The sequence below is a fragment of the Ruegeria sp. CK1 genome, from assembly GCF_056536545.1.
Genome location: NZ_JBQFPX010000010.1, coordinates 44522 through 61605, shown reverse-complemented (window position 1 = coordinate 61605; position 17084 = coordinate 44522). Strand labels below are relative to the sequence as shown.

At 56.7% G+C, this 17084-nt stretch carries 25 protein-coding genes; 13 read left to right on the top strand and 12 right to left on the bottom strand.

The window, feature by feature from the left end:
- Nucleotides 1-4: 4 nt before the first annotated feature.
- The 5 genes from ACR0L3_RS18325 to ACR0L3_RS18305 all read right to left on the bottom strand — a co-directional run bounded on the left by ACR0L3_RS18325 (nucleotide 5) and on the right by ACR0L3_RS18305 (nucleotide 3108).
- Nucleotides 5-556: a F0F1 ATP synthase subunit B' gene (locus ACR0L3_RS18325; protein ID WP_480747213.1), complete on the bottom strand. Its 552-nt coding sequence runs from the start codon at nucleotides 554-556 to the stop codon at nucleotides 5-7.
- Nucleotides 557-642: 86 nt separating this feature from the next.
- A complete protein-coding gene (locus ACR0L3_RS18320; RefSeq protein ID WP_005981269.1) occupies nucleotides 643-867 on the bottom strand; it encodes a F0F1 ATP synthase subunit C in 225 nt (74 codons plus the stop codon).
- 48 nt (nucleotides 868-915) lie between these two features.
- Nucleotides 916-1674, bottom strand: coding sequence for a F0F1 ATP synthase subunit A (locus ACR0L3_RS18315; protein ID WP_480747211.1), 759 nt, complete (start codon nucleotides 1672-1674; stop codon nucleotides 916-918).
- Nucleotides 1675-1676: 2 nt separating this feature from the next.
- A complete protein-coding gene (locus ACR0L3_RS18310; protein ID WP_170561238.1) occupies nucleotides 1677-2009 on the bottom strand; it encodes an AtpZ/AtpI family protein in 333 nt (110 codons plus the stop codon).
- A 184-nt stretch (nucleotides 2010-2193) separates the two neighbouring features.
- A complete protein-coding gene (locus ACR0L3_RS18305) occupies nucleotides 2194-3108 on the bottom strand; it encodes a LysR substrate-binding domain-containing protein (protein ID WP_480747210.1) in 915 nt (304 codons plus the stop codon).
- A gap of 358 nt (nucleotides 3109-3466) precedes the next feature.
- Between ACR0L3_RS18305 and ACR0L3_RS18300 the strand changes: the two genes are divergently transcribed.
- Complete coding sequence (locus tag ACR0L3_RS18300; RefSeq protein ID WP_480747209.1) at nucleotides 3467-3799, top strand: ArsR/SmtB family transcription factor; 333 nt, start codon at nucleotides 3467-3469, stop codon at nucleotides 3797-3799.
- Between the two features lie 6 nt (nucleotides 3800-3805).
- Here ACR0L3_RS18300 and ACR0L3_RS18295 read toward each other — a convergent pair whose 3' ends face one another.
- The 4 genes from ACR0L3_RS18295 to ACR0L3_RS18280 all read right to left on the bottom strand — a co-directional run bounded on the left by ACR0L3_RS18295 (nucleotide 3806) and on the right by ACR0L3_RS18280 (nucleotide 6436).
- Nucleotides 3806-4219, bottom strand: a complete 414-nt coding sequence (locus ACR0L3_RS18295; RefSeq protein ID WP_480747208.1) for a universal stress protein — start codon at nucleotides 4217-4219, stop codon at nucleotides 3806-3808.
- An 84-nt stretch (nucleotides 4220-4303) separates the two neighbouring features.
- Nucleotides 4304-4585, bottom strand: a complete 282-nt coding sequence (locus ACR0L3_RS18290) for a hypothetical protein (protein WP_480747207.1) — start codon at nucleotides 4583-4585, stop codon at nucleotides 4304-4306.
- Between the two features lie 61 nt (nucleotides 4586-4646).
- Nucleotides 4647-5561, bottom strand: coding sequence for a DMT family transporter (locus ACR0L3_RS18285; RefSeq protein WP_480747206.1), 915 nt, complete (start codon nucleotides 5559-5561; stop codon nucleotides 4647-4649).
- On the bottom strand, nucleotides 5558-6436 hold the full coding sequence (locus ACR0L3_RS18280; protein ID WP_480747205.1) for a LysR family transcriptional regulator: 879 nt from the start codon (nucleotides 6434-6436) through the stop codon (nucleotides 5558-5560). Before ACR0L3_RS18280 ends, ACR0L3_RS18285 begins: the two co-directional genes overlap by 4 nt.
- A 117-nt stretch (nucleotides 6437-6553) precedes the next feature.
- Between ACR0L3_RS18280 and ACR0L3_RS18275 the strand changes: the two genes are divergently transcribed.
- A complete protein-coding gene (locus tag ACR0L3_RS18275; protein ID WP_480747204.1) occupies nucleotides 6554-7135 on the top strand; it encodes an FMN-dependent NADH-azoreductase in 582 nt (193 codons plus the stop codon).
- A gap of 208 nt (nucleotides 7136-7343) precedes the next feature.
- Here ACR0L3_RS18275 and ACR0L3_RS18270 read toward each other — a convergent pair whose 3' ends face one another.
- Nucleotides 7344-7874: a prolyl-tRNA synthetase associated domain-containing protein gene (locus tag ACR0L3_RS18270; protein WP_480747203.1), complete on the bottom strand. Its 531-nt coding sequence runs from the start codon at nucleotides 7872-7874 to the stop codon at nucleotides 7344-7346.
- A gap of 263 nt (nucleotides 7875-8137) precedes the next feature.
- Here ACR0L3_RS18270 and ffh point away from each other — a divergent pair, with 263 nt between their 5' ends.
- From ffh to trmD, 8 genes are all read left to right on the top strand, one after another.
- Nucleotides 8138-9646 carry a signal recognition particle protein gene (gene ffh, locus ACR0L3_RS18265; protein ID WP_480747202.1) on the top strand — a complete coding sequence of 503 codons (1509 nt, stop codon included), beginning with the start codon at nucleotides 8138-8140 and terminating at the stop codon, nucleotides 9644-9646.
- Nucleotides 9646-10200 (top strand): GNAT family N-acetyltransferase, encoded by a 555-nt coding sequence (locus ACR0L3_RS18260; protein WP_480747201.1) that lies wholly within the window; start codon nucleotides 9646-9648, stop codon nucleotides 10198-10200. The genes ffh and ACR0L3_RS18260 overlap by 1 nt, the downstream gene beginning before the upstream one ends.
- A gap of 34 nt (nucleotides 10201-10234) precedes the next feature.
- A complete protein-coding gene (locus ACR0L3_RS18255; protein ID WP_480747200.1) occupies nucleotides 10235-10531 on the top strand; it encodes a chorismate mutase in 297 nt (98 codons plus the stop codon).
- Nucleotides 10532-10572: 41 nt separating this feature from the next.
- Nucleotides 10573-10962, top strand: a complete 390-nt coding sequence (gene rpsP / locus ACR0L3_RS18250; RefSeq protein WP_480747198.1) for a 30S ribosomal protein S16 — start codon at nucleotides 10573-10575, stop codon at nucleotides 10960-10962.
- Nucleotides 10963-10974: 12 nt separating this feature from the next.
- Nucleotides 10975-11610 carry a 5,6-dimethylbenzimidazole synthase gene (gene bluB / locus ACR0L3_RS18245; RefSeq protein WP_480747197.1) on the top strand — a complete coding sequence of 212 codons (636 nt, stop codon included), beginning with the start codon at nucleotides 10975-10977 and terminating at the stop codon, nucleotides 11608-11610.
- A 143-nt stretch (nucleotides 11611-11753) separates the two neighbouring features.
- A complete protein-coding gene (rimM, locus tag ACR0L3_RS18240) occupies nucleotides 11754-12257 on the top strand; it encodes a ribosome maturation factor RimM (protein ID WP_480747196.1) in 504 nt (167 codons plus the stop codon).
- Nucleotides 12257-13072, top strand: coding sequence for a hypothetical protein (locus ACR0L3_RS18235; RefSeq protein ID WP_480747195.1), 816 nt, complete (start codon nucleotides 12257-12259; stop codon nucleotides 13070-13072). Before rimM ends, ACR0L3_RS18235 begins: the two co-directional genes overlap by 1 nt.
- Nucleotides 13069-13866, top strand: coding sequence for a tRNA (guanosine(37)-N1)-methyltransferase TrmD (gene trmD / locus ACR0L3_RS18230; RefSeq protein ID WP_480747194.1), 798 nt, complete (start codon nucleotides 13069-13071; stop codon nucleotides 13864-13866). Before ACR0L3_RS18235 ends, trmD begins: the two co-directional genes overlap by 4 nt.
- On the opposite strand, the gene ACR0L3_RS18225 is transcribed toward trmD, so the two are convergent.
- Entirely contained in the window at nucleotides 13863-14660 is a 798-nt protein-coding gene (locus ACR0L3_RS18225) for a glycoside hydrolase family 25 protein (RefSeq protein ID WP_480747193.1), read from the bottom strand. The two genes, trmD and ACR0L3_RS18225, sit on opposite strands and share 4 nt — an antisense overlap.
- Nucleotides 14661-15041: 381 nt before the next feature.
- Here ACR0L3_RS18225 and rplS point away from each other — a divergent pair, with 381 nt between their 5' ends.
- Both rplS and rpmE read left to right on the top strand, forming a co-directional pair.
- Nucleotides 15042-15425, top strand: coding sequence for a 50S ribosomal protein L19 (gene rplS, locus ACR0L3_RS18220; RefSeq protein ID WP_170328369.1), 384 nt, complete (start codon nucleotides 15042-15044; stop codon nucleotides 15423-15425).
- An 11-nt stretch (nucleotides 15426-15436) separates the two neighbouring features.
- Nucleotides 15437-15658 (top strand): 50S ribosomal protein L31, encoded by a 222-nt coding sequence (gene rpmE, locus ACR0L3_RS18215; RefSeq protein WP_170428949.1) that lies wholly within the window; start codon nucleotides 15437-15439, stop codon nucleotides 15656-15658.
- A 68-nt stretch (nucleotides 15659-15726) separates the two neighbouring features.
- On the opposite strand, the gene ACR0L3_RS18210 is transcribed toward rpmE, so the two are convergent.
- Complete coding sequence (locus tag ACR0L3_RS18210) at nucleotides 15727-16617, bottom strand: DMT family transporter (protein WP_480747192.1); 891 nt, start codon at nucleotides 16615-16617, stop codon at nucleotides 15727-15729.
- Nucleotides 16618-16829: 212 nt separating this feature from the next.
- On the opposite strand from ACR0L3_RS18210, the gene ACR0L3_RS18205 reads away from it, so the two are divergent.
- On the top strand, nucleotides 16830-17057 hold the full coding sequence (locus ACR0L3_RS18205; protein ID WP_480747191.1) for a hypothetical protein: 228 nt from the start codon (nucleotides 16830-16832) through the stop codon (nucleotides 17055-17057).
- Nucleotides 17058-17084: the final 27 nt, after the last annotated feature.

Sequence of the window (17084 nt, the reverse complement as noted above, 5' to 3'; positions counted from 1 at the left end):
TCACTTATCCTTTCGTCTGCGCGTCTACGGCACTGTTGATGGCTTTGGCATCTGCCTCGCCGCCCAGCGCTGTGACCAGTTCAGCCGCCGTATCCTTGGCAACCAATTGAATGCTTTCCAGCGCACCGGCACGGATTTCGGCAATCGCCTTTTCCGATTCAGCCGCCTTTGCAGCGATTTCCGCATCCGCCTTGGCAATCGCGTCATCCAGACCAGACTGGATTTCGGCGCGGGCTTCCGCTGCGATACGCTGTGCCTCAGAACGGGCATCGGCCAGCGCCTTATTATAGGCCTCTTCAGCCTCGACCGCTTTGGCCTTCAGATCTTCGGCCGCAGCCAGGTCATTTGTAATGGTCCCCTGACGTTCAGCCAGGATTGCCGCGATGCGGGGCAGAGCCACGCGGGACAGGACCAGAAAGATGACGACCAGCGTAATGACCAGCCAGAAAATCTGGTTGGGGAACCAATCGAAGCAGAGCTGTGGCATCCCGATGGCAGAGCCATAGGAGTCGACGCACGAGCCAGCTACCTCTTCTGTTAGGGGTTCAGTCGCCATGATATCCTCCGTCGGAAACTTGTCTTTACAACAGGTGGGCCGCTATGGCTTGGACCCACCTGCGCGTAAGGATCAGGTTCCGCAGATTATACGGCGAACATCAGCAGCAGCGAGACCAGGAATGCGAAGATCCCCAGGGCTTCTGCGAACGCGATACCGATGAACAGGGTTGCGGTCTGCGAAGCAGCCGCCGAAGGGTTGCGCAGGGCGCCGGCCAGGAAGTTGCCTGCAACGTTGCCCACCCCGATTGCGGCTGCGCCGGAACCGATTGCTGCCAGGCCTGCGCCGATGTGTGCGAGATCGCCTTCCATGATGTATCTCCTTACGAATTGGAAGTTTCGATGTTGGGGTATCAGACCTTAGTGCGAAGGATGCAGCGCATCTTTCAGGTAAACACAGGTCAGAATGGTGAATACGTAGGCCTGGATGAAGGACACGAGGACCTCAAGGCCATACATTGCGGTGATTGCCAGAACGGACACGGGCGAGATCACTGCAATCGCAGCAAAGCCTGCGAAAACTTTGATCACGGCGTGGCCGGCCATGACGTTACCAGCAAGACGAATAGAGTGGCTGACCGGGCGTACGAAGTACGAGATCAGCTCGATGATCGCCAAAACCGGGCGCAACGCCAAAGGCGCGCTGGACACCCAGAACAGGCCCAGGAACGCGGCGCCGTTCTTGACGAAACCCAAAACAGTTACGGTCAGGAACACGGCCAGCGCCAATGGGATGGTTACGGCGAAATGTGATGTGGTGGTGAAGGACATGGGGATCATGCCCAGGAAGTTCGCGCAGACAATGAACATGAACAGGGTCATGACATAGGGGAAGTACTTGACGCCTTCCTTGCCGCAGATGTCTTCCAGCATCTTGTAGATAAAGCCATAGGCTAGTTCAGCGACCGACTGCATCCGGGTCGGAACAATCGCGCGCTTCGAGGTGCTGAGAACCAACAGTCCAAAGATCGCCGCAATCGCAAGGAACAGCCACAGGGTCACGTTGGTAGGTGTGTACCAAGCAATCGCACCGTCGCCGAACAACGGCTTGACGATGAACTGGTCCATTGGGTGGAAAACCAGGCTGCTGCCTTCTGCTGCGGTGGTCTCAGTTGCCACGTTCAGTCCCTCTCGTCCTTCTCGGCAGCCGTCGCCGCCGCTTGTTTCTCTTGAACCTCTTTCGCGCTGCGGAGCATAACCTTCACGCCCGCGACAAGGCCCAGCAATGTAAACAGCACCAGAAAGATCGGGATCGTCCCGAGCAGGCTGTCCAGCCCGTATCCGATGCCAAATCCGATCCCCAGACCGGATACCATTTCGATGACCATCCTCCAGGCAAGCTCGCCCCCGGACACGTCAGCGTCAGCACGAGGCTTCGGCGCTTTCGCCTTTTTCGCCGCGTCGATCTTGGCCTCAAGCTGCGCCATACGCTGCTTTTGGTCATCATCGGTCACGGGCATTTCCCTCGCACAGTCTTGAGTAGGGTGCTAAGGGGCTGAGGGCGCAGAGTCAACGGCATTGAAGGCCCAAACTGACGCACCTTATAACTTTGTTTTTAAACAATATATTCCACCCCAACGATTTCACCGAATTGACCCGAATACCCTCGGGTCGCGAATTTCACTGGGAAACACATATTCAACCTTTTGGTTGATTGTCCGATTTCAGCGGCTGGCCGCGTAGGTTGGCCGTTTGATCCAACAACCAACCACGGAACGCTTGCACGGATTTCCGGCGCACTGATCCGGTGCCTAAAACCAGACGGAAACAGCCCTGACGAAACCCAATAGGAAAACAACGTATCAGGCGACCCGCCTGAAGATCGGTTAGCACGCAATCTTCCGATCCAAGGAAGACGCCTTGTCCGTGTAGGGTCGCTTCAAGCGCAAGGCCGGTTTCGGGCCGCCATCCACCGATACGATTTTCAGGCATATCGACCCCAGCCAGTTCCGCCCAGCGCGGCCATATCTCTCCCGATCGATCACGGTACAAGCGGTGTTCTAATACCTGCCCTGGGTCGCTCCATCCGTCGGGCCGCAAGCTCGGCGCGGCAAAAGGATAGATCGGAGCGTCACTGATAAGATCAGACGATACATCCAGCCAACCGCGATGCGCAAAGCGGATCGCCAAGTCAGCGTCATGGCGATCAATATCAGCCAGCGCACGAGAGGATTCGAGCCTCAGTTCGAGATCCGGGAATTCGTCATAGAAATCAGACAGTCTGGGAATCAAGAATTTTTGAGCGAAAAGCGGTTCGCAACTAACGGTGATAGTACCCTTGGGTTGACGGCGCACCATTTCGGACGCCTCTGCAATCTCGTCCAGTGCCACAGTAAGCCGCGCCAGCAGACCGCGACCTTCCCCAGTCAGTTGCACGCCACGCGGTAAGTCACTGAACAAAGAAACACCAAGTCGATCTTCTAGCCCACGCACATGACGGCTTACAGCAGAGTGGCTCACGTTCAGTTCTTCCGCTGCACGACTGAAACTTTGGTGCCTTCCGGCGGCTTCGAACGCTTTCAGCGCATTCAGTGGGGGAAGCGATCTCGTCATTCCTATATGTGCTTTTTTTGCACATATATAGTCAAGTAATTGATTTTGTATAATTCTGGAAGGGAGCCCACAATACATTATGAAAAATAAGTAATTGAGGGTTTTATGGAAAGTTCTCAGCGAAGTCTTGCACTAAACTTACGTCTGATTTTAAAGCGCTATCTAAGCTTAACTTTATCAAATTTGAGGCGGCAACCTAAGGAGACGTCCTTACCGGCAAACGAACGAATGACCCGCGACATCGGCCTGTCGGCAGCCGAGCTAGAACGGATGCGCCTGCGCTTTCCTTCCGACAGCACCCGTCATCCCATGATTTAACGCCCTTTTCCCGCACACCCCAAGCGGTTATGACTTGGCGATGAACGACCTTGATACAGTTTTTGCCGCCCTTGCTGATCCGACCCGGCGCACCATCCTTGCGATGCTGCTGGAGGACGACATGGCCGTCACGGATGTGGCGGAACCGTTCGAGATGTCGCTGGCCGCAATCTCGAAACATCTGGTGATCCTGACCAAGGCTGGGCTGATAAGTCAGGAAAAACGCGGTCGAGTAAAGTGGTGCAAGCTGGAGCCGGATGCCTTACGCGCGGCCTCGGTCTGGATGCAAGGGTTCGGTCAGTTCGAACCAGTAAACCTGGATGCTTTCGAGCGGTTTCTCGAGGTCGAGCTACCGGCGAACGAGGACCCCTAAGCCCGGCTACCGCACCACAAAAACGGACACCTTGGCGTGATTGGCCAGATACCCCGCATGGCTGGAAAAGATGTAATCGGTTATCCGCGGCGCATGGGTCCCGACAATAATCAGATCAGCTTCAATATCTTCTGCGACACCTTTTAGATCGCTATCAACCTCTACTGCGACATCGTTGGAGTGGATATTGCGAAAGTCAACTTCCGTCTCGCTATTCCTCGCCATCTGATTGGCGAAAGAGCGCAGTTCTTCGTTTACTTTGGCGTCCGACTGAACCGGGTCGCCGGGCTGGGTACCGGTCACAGTGACAACCGTAATCTTCGCGCCCTGCCACTTGGCAACCTCAGCCGCGACATCGGCGGCCTTGCGGACCTCGGGTGGCAAGTGCAGATCAACCGGGAACATGATGTGAGTATACATGGCAATTCCTCCTCAACCCAAAACATAGCGAAACCCGCATATCTTAACTTTGATCTGCCTCAACGATCGGTTTGACAGCAAAACCTACCCTTCCTGACTGTATTCGACGCCTGAGATGACCCCAAACGGATCCGCGCGACAGAGCCACGGCGCTTGAGCGCCAACCACGGTCAATGTCGTTACAGATCCGGTCGGTTCGGTCTTTGTCGAAATGGCACTTACGTCATCTGGTCGCACTCCGGTTTCGGCTGACACTAAAGCCTCGCAACTGCCTTGCAGGTCAGGCTCAGATACCGAGACCCCAGTTGCTGGTTGCGTGCATGCGGATAAGACCGACGCTACTATCAGGTAAAATGCTGGTTTCATGATCTGCTATCCGTGCGTTCTATTCATCATACGCTCGCATAATCCGGTCCGAAAACAAGCCTCATCTGCGCGCGGGGTTCGTAGAAGGGGCCATCTGCTCTTCGGACTTCAACAGAAGCACGAGTGCGGCGACCGTGAGTATTGCCCCAACGAACACAAATAACGTGGGCGGCTGCCGACCCAGCGCAACTTCCCATAAAATCACCCAACTGGGGATAAGATAGGTGTAGGCCATAACCTTGGCTGAGGGCAGTCGCAGGGTAGAAAACTGCACCAGAACAAAACTGGTCGCCGTTGCAAAGATCGACACATACAACAGTCCGATCCAAACAATTAGCGGCAGGTTAACCCAATCAGTCGCGCGAATTTCCGACCAGCCATAGAGCGTAAGCAACAGGCAGCCCGCGACCAAAGTACCAAAGGAAAAAACCACCGCCGGTTCGCCCCTGTTCAGCTTTCGCACCATGGGCGTATAGATCGCATGCGCCGCGCAGCCAAAGAAATAGATGATTTCGCCGCGGCCGATCTCAAAAGCTTTAAATGCCTGCCAATCCGCGCGGAAGATGACCCACAAGGCACCAACAGCCCCGACTGACAGCGCCAAAGCCATCCTTGGTGTCGTGATCTGACGCAGTAACACCCATCCTGCCAATGCCGACATCACCGGAGTCAACGTAAACACCGCCGCGGCGCTGACCGGAGGCGCCGTCTTCAACCCGTGGAACATCAAGACGAAATAGGCAGCAAACAGCGCCCCTAGAACAAGGTAGCGCCACGGTGCCCGCGTTGCGCTGCGCGGTAACTCGGTAGTCAGCAGGACCACGATCCCAATCAACACAGAGGCAATCAGAAAGCGTGCCGCCGTGATCGCTTCGGGCGCAATCTGGTTTGCAATCATTGAACCCAGCGAAAAGCTGCCCGCCACAAGCGCCGAAAAAACAAGCATGGCCAAATGGCCCTGAGCTTGCTGTGTCACGCCATCCATTCTTTCGCTTGGCCCTTCAGGAAAGTCAAGAAAGCCTGAACTTTGGTGGTACGGTGCAGATCAACATGTGTCACCAGCCACAGCTTGCCGGACCATTCCGGCAAATGTGACATGACCTCTTGCAATTCGGGGTTTCGCGAGGCTTCCCAGCGCGACATGAAACCTATGCCAGCTCCGGCCAAAACGGCTTGGCGCATAGTGAAATTATTCGAACAGCGGAAAGTGATCGCCTCGTCTGGTGCATGTTCCCGCAGCCACCGAGAAAATGGGGCGCGGTTGTTTTCGTCATCGTTGCCTACAAAGGAATGGTTGGCAAAATCTTCGATCCCTGCTGGCTCACCCCGCCGCGCGATGTAGTCCTGGCTTGCGTACAGACCCATTTCCTGCGTCCAGAATGGTTGCACCACATTGTCAGGTTGATCCGGCACCGACCCGGCACGAATGGCCACATGCGCCTCGCCATATTCCAGGCGGAAAAGCCGGTCCCCGGTCAAATAGCGGACAATCACACCGGGGTGGAGTTGTTGAAATTCGCTAAGAACAGGCACGACAAGCGGAGCCAGCGAGGCCAGCGATGTGACGACCAATTCGCCAGCGACGTCATCGCCCCGGCCCTTCATACGGCCGACTAATTGGTTGAACTGATCCTCGGTCGCCTGCGCTACGCGCAAAAGGTCATCGCCAGCCTCAGTCGGTGTGTACCCGCGCGCGTGGCGTTGGAACAACTTGACGCCCAACCGCGCCTCGATCGCGTCGATATGACGGATCACTGTCGCGTGATGCACGCCCAGAACTTCGGCCGCACCACTGACTGTACCCATTCTGGCGACCTGATAAGCGGTTCTAACTTCATCCCAATTGTCCATAACAACCATCTTTTGTGCAATTTTTAACAGTTACTGTTGATATATCCGAGTTTTGTTCGCAGGCGCAATGTACATATTCGTTTCAGACGCAAAATCCTATCAGAAGGACCAAGTGAAATGACTAAAACTATCCTGCATATCGACGCCTCGGCCCGCCGCGAGGGATCGGCAACCCGCGACCTGTCTAACCGCATCGTCCAGCACTTGGGTGCGGATCGCATTGTACGACGCGATCTGGCGACCCCCCTGCCCCTTCTGACGGAACACTGGATCAATGCCAACTTCACTCCTGTTGATCAACGCACCGACGCGCAGCGCGAGCATCTGGCGCTGTCGGATACTCTGGTTGGCGAATTGCAGGACGCAGACACTATCGTCATCGGTTTGCCGATCTACAACTTCTCGGTACCGGCTGCATTCAAGGCTTGGATTGATCTGGTCGCGCGCGCGGGTTTGACGTTCTCGTATACCGAAAACGGCCCCAAAGGGCTTCTGGAAGGCAAGCGTGTGGTTCTGGCCATTGCGTCTGGCGGCACCGCAGTAGGGTCCGAGATCGATTTTGCAACAGACTACGTGCGCCATGTCTTAGGCTTTATCGGCATCACGGATGTCGAAATCGTAGCCGCCGATAAAATGGCATTGGACGCAGAAGCGGCCCTCAGCAACGCGCACGAAGCTGTCACCAAGCTGGCAGCCTAATACTTTCTAAAGACAATCCTTTATAGCGCCCAGTCTGCGCCTGAAAAGAAATCGCAGTCTGGGTGTTTGTCGTGAAAAGTGAATATTGAAGGCAGGGTTAGACGCCCTGCCCTTCAAGGCTCTGCTCAGGTTGGAGCATGCGGGATGCGGCTTTGTCATTGCCGCCTCGAAAACTCCGCATGCGCAACAGAGCGCGATGAAAGGCTAATCAGCCTAGCCAACTCACGCCACAACCAATCCGCTCAAAGAAGCTCATCAGATCACTACGGGCCATAACCACGGTTCGGTCATTGACCAGTGGGTGCATGTTGATCACATCTGCGTCTTGCGCAGCGGCGTCCATGAAGAACCGGACGTCATTTTCGACACCGTTGATCATCGCCAGTGGACTAACCGCTCCGGGCCGGATTCCAAGGTTTTGGAACAAACGTTCAGGTGACCCAAAGGACAGGCTGCCCACACCCAGCTCGGCCCCTAACACCTTAAGGTCAATCTCGCGGCTTTGCTCTAGCGTCACCAGATAGTTCCGCTTTTTCCGATCCCGCAGGTAAAGATTTTTTAGGCGAAGGGCGTTTTCGCCGGGCACCATGAATTGTTCTTCAACTCCTTTGGCATCTTCAACCGTGCGCAGAGGGACATGGCTGTGTAGACGATACGGCAGCCCCCAATCATCCAACCGAGTCAAAAGAGCGTCGGAACTAACCGGTAAGGTGTCCTGAAAAGCGGATGATGCGTCCATGGATGGCTCCTGATACTTTGATCCGCTCTTGCCGCGAAAGATGGTCAGGTTCAAGAGGTGTTGGATTTGCCGGTTGTTGACTCCCAACCAAAATACAAATAACGAACGCGCAAACATCCGGAAGAGACGATCCTTCCGGTCCCTTGAGTCGTTCAGGGATCGCCCCCCACCAGCGAGTTTCGCCCGTGGGGGCAATTGCGTATTTAACCGGCGTTTCCTACCTAGGAAATGCCACAGGATAACCGGCTAAGGAGGCCGAAGGCATGTTTGAAAATCTATCCGAACGCCTCTCTGGCGTCTTTGACCGGCTGACCAAACAAGGTGCGCTGTCCGAAGAAGACGTCAAAACCGCCCTGCGCGAAGTTCGGGTTGCGCTGCTTGAGGCTGACGTCTCGCTGCCGGTTGCCCGTGAATTCGTGAAGAAGGTTCAAAGCCAGGCCACCGGTCAGGCGGTTACCAAGTCGATCACCCCCGGTCAGCAGGTCGTCAAGATCGTGCATGACGCGCTGGTTGATGTGCTGCGCGGCGAGGAAGACCCCGGCGCGCTGAAGATCGACAACCCGCCTGCCCCGATCCTGATGGTCGGTCTGCAGGGCTCGGGTAAGACGACCACGACCGGTAAGCTTGCAAAGCGCCTGAAAGAGAAGGAGGGCAAGAAGGTCCTGATGGCCTCTCTGGACGTCTATCGCCCGGCGGCGATGGATCAGCTGGCTGTTCTGGGCACGCAGGTCGGCGTAGATACCCTGCCGATCGTTCCCGGTCAGAAGCCCGTCGATATCGCCAAGCGCGCCAAGCAACAGGCAACGCTGGGCGGCTACGACGTCTACATGCTCGACACAGCGGGTCGTCTGCATATCGACGAAGTCCTGATGGACGAGGTCGAGCAGGTCCGCAATGCGGTCGATCCGCGCGAAACCCTTCTGGTCGTCGACGGCCTGACCGGTCAGGTCGCCGTTGAAGTGGCCGAGGAGTTCGACGCCAAGGTCGGCATCTCGGGCGTGGTCCTGACCCGGATGGACGGTGACGGACGTGGCGGTGCGGCGCTGTCGATGCGCGCGGTCACCGGCAAGCCGATCCGCTTTGTTGGTTTGGGCGAGAAGATGGACGCGCTCGAAACCTTTGAGCCGGACCGGATCGCAGGACGTATTCTGGGCATGGGCGACATCGTTGCCCTGGTCGAAAAAGCCCAGGAAACGATGGAGATCGAACAGACCGAGCGCATGATGAAGCGCATGGTCAAAGGTCAGTTCAACATGAACGACCTGAAAATGCAGCTGGAACAGATGATCCAGATGGGCGGCATGCAGGGCATGATGGGCATGATGCCGGGCATGGGCAAGATGGCCAAGCAGATGGATCAGGCAGGTCTGGACGACAAGGTGCTGCGCCAGCAGATTGCCATGATCCAGTCGATGACCAAGCGCGAACGTGCCAACCCGCAGCTGCTGCAGGCCAGCCGCAAGAAACGGATTGCAGCCGGTTCGGGGATGGAGGTCAGCGACCTCAACAAGCTGATCAAGATGCACCGGCAGATGTCGGACATGATGAAAAAGATGGGCAAGATGGGCAAAGGCAAGATGCTGAAACAGGCCATGAAGGGCATGTTCGGCAAAGGCGGCCCATCGCCCGAAGAAATGGCCGCAGGCATGGACCCAAAGGCGCTGGAACAGGCAGCCAAGGCAATGGGTGGCAAGATGCCCGGCGGAATGCCCGGATTGGGCGGCGGTATGGCTCTGCCTCCGGGCCTCAGCGGGTTCGGTAAGAAAAAGTAATGAACGCCCTTGCGCCTCATATCCCCCGGCTTGAAACGGCACGCCTGATCCTGCGCGCGCCGTCCGAAGCTGACCTTGACGCTGACGCTGAGTTCTTTGCGAGCGAAAACTCAAAGTATGTCGGTGGACCGCTGCGCCGTGAAGAGACATGGCGGTCGATTGCCATGCTTTTAGGCCATTGGGCACTTCGCGGTTACGGGTTCTGGGGCGTTGAGGAAAAGGAGACCGGCACCTACGTCGGTCGTGTCGGCCTGTGGTTTCCTGAAGGCTGGCCCGAACCGGAAATCGGCTGGACGTTGATGAACCAAGCGACAGGCAAGGGTTACGCGACCGAGGCCGCTTTGGCCGCGCGCGCGCATGCCTACGACGTGCTGGGATGGGCTACGGCGATTTCGCTGATCGATCCTGATAACCATGCCAGCAAGGCTGTGGCCAACCGGTTGGGCGCGCGGTTCGATTATACTTATGAGCACCCCAAGTTCGGCACTACCGAAATCTGGCGTCACCCCGCCCCTGCCGATCTGGTGAATGGCGGAATGGAGGCCTACGCATGACCCACATCGCCTTGACCACCGAAAGGATCGGCCAATGACCAACCCCGTGACACAGGCTGCCACGCTGTTGAAAGAGCATCGCGAAAGCATCGACCGGCTGGACGCGATCCTTGTCTATACACTGGGCGAGCGGTTCAAACACACGCAGGCCGTTGGCAAACTCAAGGCCGAACACAACCTTCCCCCGTCCGATCCCTCGCGCGAAGCTGCGCAGATCGCGCGGCTAGAAGACCTGGCGAAAGAGGCCGATCTGGACCCAGACTTCGCCAAGGCTTTTCTGAATTTCATCATTCAGGAAGTCATCCGACACCATAAGAAACACCAGAACTAAACCGGTTACGACCGGATACGCCATTCAAAGGAGATACCACCATGGCAATGAAAATTCGTCTCGCCCGCGGCGGCTCGAAAAAACGTCCTTTCTACCGCATCGTGGCTGCTGACAGCCGCATGCCCCGTGACGGCCGTTTCATCGAAAAGCTGGGCACCTACAACCCGCTGCTGCCGAAAGACAGCGAAGAGCGCGTTAAAATGAACATGGAGCGCGTTCAGTACTGGCTGGACCAAGGTGCTCAACCCACCGATCGTATCGCACGTATGCTAGAAGCTGCCGGCACCCGTGAAAAGGCCGAGCGCAACAACCCCAACAAAGGTACACCGGGCAAGAAAGCTCAGGAGCGCGCAGAAGAGAAAGCTGCAAAGGCTGCTGAGGTTGCCGAAGCGGCTGCTGCACCAGCTGAAGAAGTGGCTGCAGAAGAATAAGCAGGCGGGCGCGTGCAGGATCAGACTTTCACCGACGATTTTCGCACGCAGTTCGATCTGTTGATGCGGCTCCGGCGCGATGTGCGTCGGTTCCGCATCGAACCCGTGGACGAGGCAGTGCTGACGCGCTGCCTCGACGCATTTCGGCTGGCCCCGTCTGTGGGGTTAAGCGAACCTTGGCGGGTGATCCGCGTCGAAAGCCCTGCCGTACGCGCGGCGGCGCTCAAGAACTTCCAAGCCACCAATGCGCAGGCGTTGGAGGGTTATTCCGGTGAAAAGGCGCAGCTTTACAGCCGACTAAAGCTGTCGGGGATGCAAGAAGCTCCGATACAATTGGCCGTGTTTTGCGACGACATCACGGAAAAGGGTCAAGGGCTGGGCGCGAAAACGATGCCTGAGATGCGTCGCTATTCGGTGGTGTCCGCAATTACTCTGTTCTGGCTGGCCCTGCGCACCGAGGGCCTGGGATTGGGCTGGGTCTCTATTCTGGACCCCGATCAGCTGACACACGACTTGGACGTGCCCAACAGTTGGCAACTGATCGGTTATTTCTGCGTTGGTTGGCCAGAAGAGTCTTCCGACACGCCGGAACTGGAGCGGGTAGGATGGGAGCAACGAATGGGCGACCTGCCTATTGAGGTCCGCTAAGATGTTCGGGCTTATTCGACTTCCCATATTGCTAATGATCGCTTTTATTGTCGGTGTGTTCTTTGAACGCTCGAACCAGCGCGAGGCCTGTGCCTCGCGGGGTGACTGGCAAGACGGGCTATGCGTGACGGTGGTAGGACCAAATGAATGATCTGATCTGCGTGGGCAGCATTGCAGGGTCTTACGGAGTGCGCGGCGAAGTGCGCCTCAAAAGCTTTTGCGCCGTGCCCGAAGATATCGAGAATTACTCTCCGCTGACCGACGAAGCTGGCACGGAACGGTATCCGCTTGTTCTGACGCGTGCGATCAAAAACGGATTTGCCGCGCGTTTGGGCGGTATTGAGACTAAAGAACAAGCTGACGCGATCAACGGCCTGCGTCTGTATGCGCGTCGGGATCAACTACCCTCGCTTCCTGATGATGAATTCTATCACACCGACCTGATCGGGCTTGAGGTTTATGACACCGGCGGCACCTTGTTGGGCCAGGTCAAATCAGTGCAAAACCATGGGGCGACCGACCTGTTGGAACTGCATGGGCCGGGCCTGAAAGCCACTGTCCTGCTGCCCTTCACGCTAGAGGTTGTTCCAACGGTTGATCTGGACAAAGGCCGCATTATTGCCGACCCGCCCGAAGGGCTGCTTTGATGCGGCGTGTTCTGCTGCATCTGGGCCTGCACAAAACCGGCACCACTGCGGCACAATCCTTTCTGTATGACAATCGTGAGCTTATCTGGCCGCATTTCGCGTTAGTGCTGCCTTACCGCACCCGCAATTCCGGCCTTTCAAGGGCAGCTACCAACCATTCTGTCTATGGTACTGTTGGAACGCTTGCAGACTTCGGAACCCAGGTAAGAGAGTTTCTGAACACTCTGGAATTCGGCGACAAACGCGGGTTGATCATCAGCGAGGAAAACTTCTCTGGACTACGCCCGAGCCGCAACATTGAACAGGGTTATGCCGCCGCTCCGGAATTGGCCGCCTGTCTGGTAGATGCAATACGTCACCGTTTTTCGGGCCAAGAGGTCGAAATAACGATCTACCTGTCCCTCCGCCAACGCGGAGGTTGGCTGCGCAGTCTTTGGGCGCACGATCTGGAACGAATGCGTCAGGTGCAGGATTTCGAAACTTTTCGGTCGAAAATGGAACATCTGCCTGCGCTTGAGGATACGGTTCACCAAATCCGTGACCGGCAGCCTTCGGTCATCGTCACCTCTGACTGGCTGGAAGATTTGCAATTGCGTCGTTACGGCCCAGGTACGCCCTTTGCTGAGTTTCTGGACCTGCCGCGCGACAAAGCCAAACTTTTGGTACCACCTTCAAAAGCCAACCCCCGCTTGCCCGAGGAGGTTTTGGCAGAATTGCTGGATCTCAACCGCTCACGTCTGGACGAAGCCGCCCTTATCGAGCAGAAGACGGTGATTATTGAACGCGCAAAGGATGCGCTGATCGGCACGACATGACAGACAAGCCCAGTAAATCCCACGGTCGCAAGGCGATCCGCCCAACGCTGAAACCGCGAGAATTGTTGACACCCACGCCAGACCTGCATGGTGTGTGGAAGGCCAAAATTATCACGCTGTTCCCTTCTGCCTTCCCGGGCGTATTGGGCGAAAGCCTGACGGGCAAAGCACTGCAGGAAGGGCTATGGCAGCTAGAGACCGTGGATCTGCGCCAGTTTGGTGTCGGCAAACACCGCAATGTGGACGACACACCGGCAGGTGGCGGAGCAGGCATGGTCCTGCGCGCCGACGTGCTGGGTGAGGCGATTGAACAGACGATGGCTGGCGTTCAAGGCAACTGGCCGTTGATCTACCTCAGCCCTCGTGGTCGCCGAATGGATCAGCGAATGATGCAGAACCTCGCTCGCTGCGATGGCATGACCTTGCTATGTGGTCGCTTTGAAGGTGTCGACGAACGAGTATTGGAACACTACGGCGTGCAAGAGGTCAGCTTGGGCGATTTCGTGATGACCGGAGGAGAGATCGCGGCGCAAGCGCTGATCGACGCAACGGTGCGGCTGATCCCCGGCGTGCTGGGCAATCAGGCCTCGGCGGAAGAAGAGAGCTTTTCATCTGGCCTGCTGGAACATCCGCAATACACCCGCCCCGCCGAATGGAAGGGCCGCTCGATCCCCGACATCCTCATGTCCGGCCACCATGGGCGCATCGCAAACTGGCGGCACGAGATGTCCGAGCAAATCACCCAAGAACGGCGCCCCGATCTATGGGACGTTTACAAAAAGTCCCAAGACTAGCTGTCTTTCCAGCGCGCCCAAGTCTCGGGGTGCCCATTGAATGTGTTAATGTCCACTTTGCCCTGAACGCCCGGCACCAGCCCTGTGCCGGTATATTGCCAAAACCGCCAAGACGCCTTGGGGTAGACCTTGTGCGGATGTCCGGCAACGGACCGCAACCAGAATTCGGTTCCGCGCAAACGACCGATATTCGTATCGCCATGGAAATCCACGGTCGTATAGACAATCGGGCGGCGGCCATAGTGACGTTCAAGGATATCTAGGAACCGATTTGCTTCGGCTCGAACAGTAGCACCATCAGGGCGAAGCCTGCAGGTTCGTGAGTGCGGGGTCCATTCCATATCGAGCACATGCGGCAGGTCAGCCCCCTTGGGGACGTTTTTGATGAACCAACGCGCCTGTTCATGCGCCGGGCGGCAGAAATAATAGTAGTGATACGCCCCCCACGGAACACCCGCCGCCTGTGCGCCGCGCCGGTGATTGTCGAACATAGGGTCGGCCACGTCACCGCCCTCGGTCGCTTTGATGAACACGAAGCTGACGCCAGACGCCTTGGCCCTGCGCCAGTCGATCGGCCCCTGCCAGCGCGATACATCCAGCCCGTGCACCGGATAGTGGCCGGGATGGCGTCCATCCCAGTCATGAGGGTCGGCGTCACCAAACGCTGGGTAGATAACCGACGGAGAGGTTGTGCTCAGAAAAGCTTTGGCCTCGACCTGTTGGGGCGGAGGGCTGTTGCGACCGCAGGACAGGGTCGCAAAGGCCAGGATGGCCAGCATCAATGCAATGCGCATGATCGGTTCCTGTTTCAAATTTCTGCTCTTATAATTACCCCCAGCATGCCTGAACTGTGCCACAAGGCAACGGTGCAGTTTTAAAACGGCGAAAACCCACCGCCCAAGCCTGAAAAACATGGCGTTTTTGTCTTGATCCCTAACGACAAACCCCGTAAAGCACCGCAATCCGGTGCCGCAACTGCGCGACTCCGGTGTTTTGGTTTGCATCATGGCGCAACGCTCGGCTTTCTTCAGCCACCGCGTGTCAGGTCAGACCGGACCAAAGGAACATTCGATCTGACCTCTGGCGGGCTGTGCGCAGGACCCGGTGAAGACCAAGAGTTCTCAGGCCGTGCCCAAACTTCGTGGACCAACCACGAGCAGATAGGAGTAACTGCGATGGACCTGATCGCACAGCTTGAGGCGGAACAGATTGCCGCCCTGGGGAAAGACATCCCCGATTTCAAAGCCGGTGACACTATCCGTGTCGGCTTTAAAGTGACCGAAGGGTCGCGTACCCGTGTGCAGAACTACGAAGGCGTCTGCATCGCGCGCAAAGGTGGCAGCGGCATCGCCGGTTCGTTCACCGTCCGCAAAATTTCGTTTGGCGAAGGCGTGGAGCGTGTGTTCCCACTGCATTCGACCAACATCGACAGCATCACTGTAGTCCGCCGTGGCCGCGTCCGTCGCGCCAAGCTGTACTACCTGCGCTCGCGCCGTGGTAAATCCGCGCGTATCGCCGAAGTCACCAACTACAAGCCCAAGGCTGGCGCCGAGGCGTAAGGAGCGGAAAGATGAAAAAAGACATCCATCCCGATTATCACGTCATCAACGTCAAAATGACCGATGGCACCGTGGTTCAGATGAAATCCACCTGGGGCGCCGAAGGCGACCAGCTGGCACTGGAAATCGACCCCTCCTCGCACCCCGCGTGGACCGGTGGCTCGTCGCGCCTGATGGACGCTGGTGGCCGCGTGTCGAAGTTCAAAAAGAAATACGAAGGTCTGGGCTTCTAAGTCTAAACCGCTTGAGATGCGAGAGGCCGCCCGTCAGGGCGGCCTTTTTCGTTGGACAGTAGACGCGGCTAGCTGCCTGCTTTCTGGGGAGTACGACCAAAGAAGGTTACGAGCAGAGCGGCGGCTGTGATTGCAAAAACACCCAAAAAGCCCAACGGACCGGGAACTGTTGAAAACAGAACCAAGTCGAATCCCAGAGCCCAGATCAGGCCAGTGAAGTCGAAAGGTGCAAGTGCGCTTACAGGTGCGCGCGCGACAGCCTCGTTCGAGGCTATGTGCCCCAAGCCACCTATGAAGCCGGCAAAAGCCAACCAACCGAACGTCTGCCAGCTTAGTGTAACCCAACCAAACGGCAGCGTTGCCAACCCGATCAGAGCTGAAACAACTGCAAAGTAGAACGCAATCGCGGACGAGCTTTCTGTGACCGTCATCGTCTTGGTGTGCACACGCACGAACGCCATGGTCAACGCATAAGCCAAACCTGCCGCAACGCCGATCAATGCGCCGTCACCGGGCATTTCGAATGCCTCCCACAACAGCAGCAATACGCCTAAAAAGCCGATAAAAATCGCCACAAATACTTTCGAGCTTAGCTGCTCTTTCAGCAAAATCGCAGCCATTGGCAAAACCAGAACCGGCGCGAGATAAGCCAGTGCTTGCGCGTTCGCGACTGGAAGGTAGGCAAGGGACAGAAATGACATCGCCATAGAAAAGGCCCCAAAAAGGCTGCGCGTTGCGTGCAGCCCAGGACGCTTTGTCATTAGTCCACTTGGGAACTGGCCCAACCACAAAAGGTATAGGCAGATTGGGAAAATCGCCAACGAAGATCGCCAAAACATAATTTGGCCAATCGGCAATGTTTCGGCAGCACCATGAACAGCGGCCGACATGGCTGTCATTAGAAACGCGGCGAGTAGACGAAGGCCAATGCCTTCGAGAAATTGTTTTTTTGCAATCATATAGGCTCTGTTTCAGAAGGTGCCGTCAGCTACAATTCGTTTTTGTGAGTTCCACCCTCAACGCGAATTGAGTTGAGCCTAATTAGTCGCACATTTTTTGCACAGATCTGTGTACCCTCAGCCCCTATCACTCTCCAAGGCGATGACTTCGGGGGGTGGCAAATGCTACACTTCGCGGAGACAGGAGCCCGGAAACGACGGAGACACCGAAAATGCCCCAGTACAATGACATGATCGAGCTTTCGGTAGAAGATATGGATCTGATCGAAACCGCACTGCGCGGCTCGGTTGCCTCGTTGTCGCACGCAGCTTTGGATGAGGAAGCAATCGGCAAGGCGGATCGCGAAGCAACCCTGCGCCGCATTCATGATCTTCTCGGCAAGCTACACGACCAGAAGGTTTTCTACCGCCCCAAAGACAAGGTGTATCTCGGAGGCTAAGACCGGCGTCAACCTTGCGTTCCAGTG